This is a genomic window from Massilia aurea (assembly GCF_040790145.1).
Taxonomy (GTDB): Bacteria; Pseudomonadota; Gammaproteobacteria; order Burkholderiales; family Burkholderiaceae_D; genus Telluria; species Telluria aurea_C.
In genome coordinates, this window is record NZ_JBFMMP010000017.1 from 94,993 (window position 1) to 101,155 (window position 6,163).

3 protein-coding genes and 1 pseudogene are annotated in these 6,163 nt (G+C 63.4%); 1 reads left to right on the forward strand and 3 read right to left on the reverse strand.

Translation table 11 applies throughout. The features are described 5' to 3' along the window. Positions 1 to 28: 28 nt before the first annotated feature. Positions 29 to 1,381 carry an MFS transporter gene (locus AB2N08_RS19535; RefSeq protein ID WP_367612567.1) on the reverse strand — a complete coding sequence of 451 codons (1,353 nt, stop codon included), beginning with the start codon at positions 1,379 to 1,381 and terminating at the stop codon, positions 29 to 31. 26 nt (positions 1,382 to 1,407) lie between these two features. Next, positions 1,408 to 4,119, reverse strand: a complete 2,712-nt coding sequence (locus tag AB2N08_RS19540) for a TonB-dependent receptor (RefSeq protein ID WP_367612568.1) — start codon at positions 4,117 to 4,119, stop codon at positions 1,408 to 1,410. 611 nt (positions 4,120 to 4,730) lie between these two features. Between AB2N08_RS19540 and AB2N08_RS19545 the strand changes: the two genes are divergently transcribed. After that, a complete protein-coding gene (locus AB2N08_RS19545) occupies positions 4,731 to 5,756 on the forward strand; it encodes a porin (protein ID WP_367612569.1) in 1,026 nt (341 codons plus the stop codon). A gap of 140 nt (positions 5,757 to 5,896) precedes the next feature. Here AB2N08_RS19545 and AB2N08_RS19550 read toward each other — a convergent pair. Further along, positions 5,897 to 6,163 (reverse strand): annotated as a pseudogene (locus tag AB2N08_RS19550) (IS1595 family transposase); the annotation flags it as partial.

The following is a 6,163-nucleotide window of genomic DNA, read 5'->3' on the forward strand; positions in this document are numbered from 1 at the left end:
AACCCTACGCGTTCAACCTGCGCATGCATCAAGGCGTGGCATACCCTTGCGCCTGCATGTCCTGCTTGACCGTCGTGTAGTAATCGTCACTGATCCGGTACTTGAACATCAACATCCCCATCAAGAAATGAAAGAAGCCCGGGATCACCGACAGCATCAGCGCGATGCCCTGCAGCGCCAGCGCCGATTGCGCCTCGTTCGGCGCGTACCTGAAGTAATCGAGCAGGATGCCCACCATCCCGCCGGCCACCGCCATGCCGATTTTCTGGCATACCGAGATGCCGCCGAAGGCAAAGCCCGAGACGCGCTTGCCAGTCTTGACCTGGCCGTAGTCGATCGTCTCGGCAATCGCCGACCAGAACACCGGCGCGTGCAGATCCACGACCAGCGACAGCAGAAAGTACAGCACGAAGGCGGCAGCCATATCGCCCGGCTGCACGAGGAAGTACATCATCACGCTCAGCGCCGCCACCGCGATCTGCGAGTTGCGAAACAGCTTGATCTTGCAATAGAACTTGGTGGTCCAGGTCGAGACGACCATCGCCAGGATCGCCGCCGCCACGCCGGTGGACAAAAACGCCGACACGGTCGCGGTATCGCCGCCCAGGTAATACTTGGCGTAATAGATCGCCACCGAGCCGCGGATCACGTAGCCAATGGTGCCGGTCACGCACACGGCGCACAGGATCAGCCACTGGTCGTTTTTCAGCAGCACGCGCACCTGGTCCAGCAACGGCTGCTTCTCGACCTTGTGCACGACACGCTCGGTGGTGGTAAAGAAGCAGAACGCGAACAGCAGCACGCCGACTGCCGCCATCACCGCCATCGCGGCCTGGTAACCGGCCGCCGGATGCGCGCCATCCCATTTGCTGGCCAGGATCGGCACGACGATCGTCACCATGAACGCGCCCACCTTGGCGAAGAACAGCCGGTAGCCATTGGCCGACAGGCGCTGTTGCGGATCGGACGTCAGGCCGCTGATCAGGGAGATGTACGGGATGCCCACGCCGGCCGTCATGACGGTCATGAGGATGTAGGTGGAGTAGGCCCAGATCAGCTTTGCATCGTAGTCCCAGCCGGGCGTGGAGAACACGAGGAACACCGACAAGCCATACGGCGCGGCGAGCAGCAGCAGCCAGGGGCGGTAGCGCCCCCAGCGCGTGAGCACCGAGTCGGTCACCTGCCCCATGGCCAGGTCGGCCACTGCGCCGACGATCTTGACGACGACGAACAGCGCCGCCAGGTCGGCCGTGCGCAGGCCGTAGATGTCGGTGTAGAAGAACGTGATGATCAACATCATCGACGAGATCACCACATTGAGCGCCATGTCGCCGGCGCCGAAGCCGACTTTTTCAAGGGTCGAGAGTCGTTGCGTTTGCACGGGGTATCCGTCGGCGCCGGCGGGCTTCAATTGCGCCACCTGAGCGCCAGGCCCACCACACGGTCATAGCGGCGCACGTCGCGCGGCAGATCCGGCACGCTGTGGTAGTCGTGGTAGGCCTGGTCAAGCAGGTTGCTGCCATCGAGCGTGAGCGTCAGGTTGTCGGTCAGCTTGTACGACAGCGAGGCGTCCAGGGTCTTGAGCGGATCGACGACGATGTTGTAGGGCAGCGCGCGGTAGTTGTACTCGGCGGTGAACTTGTCGCGCCAGCTGTAGGCGATGCGGCCCGACCACTTGCCGTATTCGTACAGCGCGACCAGGTTGGCCGAGAGCTTCGACATGCCGGCGAAGGTGTTGATCGTGCCGTCGGCTTCGGCCAGGCCGCCGTCCATCCAGGTGACGTTGGCCTGCATCCCCAAGCCACCCAGCCAGCCCGGCAGCTTGGTGTAGAACTGCTGGTAGGCCAGCTCGGCGCCTTTGAGCTTGCCTTCGACCGCGTTGTACGGGCGGCTGACATTGTAGGTCACGCCGTCGTACGTCTCTGGCCGCGCGCTGCGGCGCAGGTAGTTCTCGTAATCGTGCTGGAACAGCGTGCCGGTGATCGAGCCAGCCGGCGCAAAGTACCACTCCAGCGCCACGTCGACGTTGCGCGCCTCTTGCGGCATCAGGTTCGGGTTGCCGGCGGTGCCGACCGCCAGCGTGGTGGTGGTCGACGGGAACAGCGTCAGGCCCGGATTGAAGTCGCCGAACGGCGCCCGTTCGATGGCCTTGCTGGCCGACAGGCGGCCGATCAGGTCCTGGCGAAAATGCGCGCGCAGCGACAGGCTTGGCAGCACGTCGTTGGTGGTGCTCGAGACGGTGACCGGCGCGACCACGCCATTGGTGGACGAGAAGCCGCTGATGCGCTGCTTGGTTTTCACGTAGCGCAGGCCAGCGGTGCCGTCGATCGGCAGCGACCAGGCATCGAAGCCGAAGTTGGCCTTGATATAAGCGGCGCTCGACTGTTCGCGGTCCGAATAGAACGACAGCGGATTGTCGGGCCGCGGATCGCGGTCGCCCCGGATGGCCTGGCGAATGTCGCCGGTATTGTCCAGCAGGTAGTCCAGGCACGGCGCGTAGAACTGGTTCATGCCGTAGTTGCCACCGGTTTTCGGGCTCGTGCAGTTCAGGCCCGGGAAGTCGGTGACCTTGATCGCGTTCGGCGTGAACGAGTTCGGCGCGGCCGAGTAGCCGTCCAGTTCATGCACGAACGAGGCGTCGCGCTGGACATGGCGTGCGCCGACGCTGAGCTCCTTGAAGAAGCCGTCGGCGTCCGGGATCCAGGCCACGTCGCCGCGCCAGTCAGTGGCGGCGCCGCGCGAGCGGTTATGGTTGTCGAACAGCGCGAACATCGTCCAGTTGGCCGGGTCGGTCATGTCGGTGCCCGGGTATTCCAGGTAGCCGCCGCCGTCGCGCACTTCGGCATTGATCGCCTTCGACATGTTCATCACCGTGTCGAGGATCGGATTTTTCTGGCTGTATTTACTCACCGTGCGCACCACTTCGCCGCTCACGCGCACGCCCGGGGTGGCCTTCCAGATCGCACCGATCGCGCCCTGGTGGGTCTCGGAATCGTCGCGCCGGGCCTGGGTCGAGCTCAGGGTGAAGGTGTTCACGTTCGGATTGCTGATCGAACCGAGGTAATTGGTGCCCGGGAGCGTGGTGACGGTCGAGCCGGGATTATTGATCGGCAGGTCGCCCACGAAGAAGATGCTTTGCGAGTCATGGTCGATCTTGGTCGAGAAGCTCTCGGCATACAGTTCGAGTTCGCTCGACGGCCGCCACTGCGCGGACAGGTTGCCGGCCAGGCGTTCCCGGTCGCCGCCGGACATGACGCGGCCCATCGACGGCGCGCCAATGATGCCGCGGTCGATCGTGCGCGGCTCGCCGACGAACGCGGTTTCGTCATGGTAGCGGCCGCGCTGGTACGACAGGCCGCCCAGCAGGCCGATCTCGCCCAGGGCCGTCTTCCAGCGGTTCGACAGCAGGCCCGAGACGTTCGGGTCGATCTTGTCGGCCTTGTCGCGGTGCTCGCCGCGCGCGTTGAACGCGGCCTGCGCGCCCTTGAAGTCGAATGGGCGGTTGGTGCGCACGTCGATCACGCCCGAGGTGCCGCCTTCGACCATGTCGGCGCCCTGCGATTTGTAGACGTCCACGCGCTGGAGCATCGCCACCGGCACGTCGGCCAGAAACAGGCTGCGCCCGGCGGCGGTGAACATTTCGCGGCCGTTGTACAGCGTGGTGATGCCGCCCAGGCCGCGGATGACGACGTTGCCGGCTTCGCCGTTCTGGCGGATCACCTGCACGCCCGGCACCCGGCCCAGGATCTCGGCCACGTTTTTATCGGGGAATTTGCCGATGTCGTCGGCCACGATCGAATCGAGCACCTGCTCGGCGTTGCGCTTGATGGCTTGCGCGCTCTGGGCCGCCTGGCGGGTGCCGGTGACGGTGACGATGGCGGCGTCGCGATCGGCGCCGGCCCGTCCGGCATTGTTTTCGGCATTGGACGGGGCGCTTGCCGCAGGCACGTCCAGGGTTTGGGCGCTGTCCATTTCCTGGGCGCCGACCGTGGCCGCGCTCATCAGGCCGGCGCCTGCCAGCGCGGCGACCGTGGCGCGAAGGGCGAAGCTGCGGCGGGCGTCGGGGGCGGGTGTAAGGGAAAGTGCGGGCGCAAGTCGGCCCGGTGCGTACCGTGTCATATGTCTCCTTTGTCGTTATATGCCGCTGTGCGGCTTTTTTAATTACATGCTGGAGGGAATGGTAGGCCGTGGATTGAGAACGTTCCAATCAATTTTTCGGCCGTTCCGATATCAATTTATGTATCAACTAAGGCGCCAGTGCAGGCTGCTTTCGGTTGGTATGCCTGCATGAGCGTCGTGCACTGCGGCGGTGCAAAAATTTGCTGACACAGGTTCTGCAGCCGCCAGTCATCCATCTTCTTGCGCCCTTCTCCTGCACGACGGTGTCGCTCCCTGCATGGAACACGGTGGCGCGGGAGACCGGCGGCAGGGGCGAATGCACCGTTATTGCGCATTGCAGCAGCTGTCAAGGCCAAAAATGTGGCGTCTCTGCAACGGCTTAAGTTGATTTTCAGCAATGTTTTGTAACCATCAAGGCATCGAATCAGCCAGTCGCCGAGGCCTTGCCAAACCGCGATTCTCCTATGAGAAGCAAGGTGAATCACGACCCGGCTGGTGCCAATACTGGTCAAAATCCGGCCGATTTCGATTCGGCGAACCCGGTGACAGATGTCTGCCGGGCATGTCATGATTACTAGGCTATTTCACAAACAAACACTGGAGATACATCCATGAAGCACAAAATTCTTGCCATCGCCCTCGTGTCGGCACTGCCACTGGTCGCGCAAGCACAAACCAGCGTCACCATGTACGGTATGGTCGATGCATCGATCGGCGTCGAAAACAATGACGCGCCGGGCGAGAGCAGCCGCACCGTCGTGTCGTCGGGTACCCAATCGGCAAGCCGCATCGGCTTCCGCGGTACCGAAGACCTGGGCAATGGCCTGAAGGCCCTGTTCAACATCGAAGCCGCAGTTGCCGTCGATACCGGCGCAACCGATTCGAACATGTTCCAGCGCCGCGCTGTCGTGGGCCTGCAAGGCGCCTTCGGTACCGTGACCGTCGGTCGTGAATACGGCCCGATCGCTGCCGTTGCCGGCGCGTCGGACACCCTGGGCCAGGGCTTCTACGGTTCGAACCTGGCAGGCTTCGGCGCCAACCGCCTGACCCGTCGCCTGTCGAACTCGGTCAACTACCAGAGCAACGCCCTGAGCGGCTTCACCCTGCGCGCAGCCTACGGCGCCGGCGAACGCAGCATCGACCCATCGGGCGACGTGACCGGCGTCTCGCTGGAATATGCAAACGCCGGCCTGTACCTGGGTGCTGGTTACCAGAACGTCGAGCGCCTGGCGACCGGCGACGACAAAGAGTACAACGCAGGCGTCGGCTACAAGTTCGGCGACTTCGAAGTGCGCGCTGGCTACATGGCTGCCGATCCTGAAACCGGCATCCTGCCAAGCGCCAAGTACGAGCAGAAGAACGCCGGCGTGTCGTACGGCTTCGGCGCCAACCGCGTCTTCCTGAACTACCAGCAGCAAGAGCTGGCGACCGGCGCAGAAGGCAAGGCAGTCACCGTTGCCTACACCTACACCCTGTCGAAGCGCACCAACGTGTACGCATCGTACGCAAAACTGCGCAACAACAACAACAACGGCGTGTTCTCGCTGACCTCGCCATCGGGCACGATCGCCCTGCCAGCAACGGCATTCGGCGCGGACCCACAGGTCTACAACGTCGGCCTGCGTCACTCGTTCTAAGCGACGCGGTCATCGCATCGGGCGCACGTCGCCTGGTGCGGGACGCATAAAAACGGCAGGCCGCGAGGTCTGCCGTTTTTTTACGTGCGTTGCCGGCGTGCCGTGCGTTGCAATGGACGACAAAAAAGGCGCTGTCACCGTTATCTGTAGATCAGACTGACTGCGATACGTAGCAATTGTTCGGCGGCCATTATCCGGCCGCCGTCAAGTGCCCACCACCAACCCAGATAGTTCGGCAGGTAACGCGACGCCACGCCATTGAACCGTGCCAGCCAGGTGCGAAAACGACTGTGATAACCGTTGACGTTCTGCACGTGGATGGCGCCCTGTCTGGCATGGCGCACCCGCACGCCGGCGCGCAGATTGACGCTTTCGTGCGCGATGCCGTGCCGGCGAGAAAAAGAACG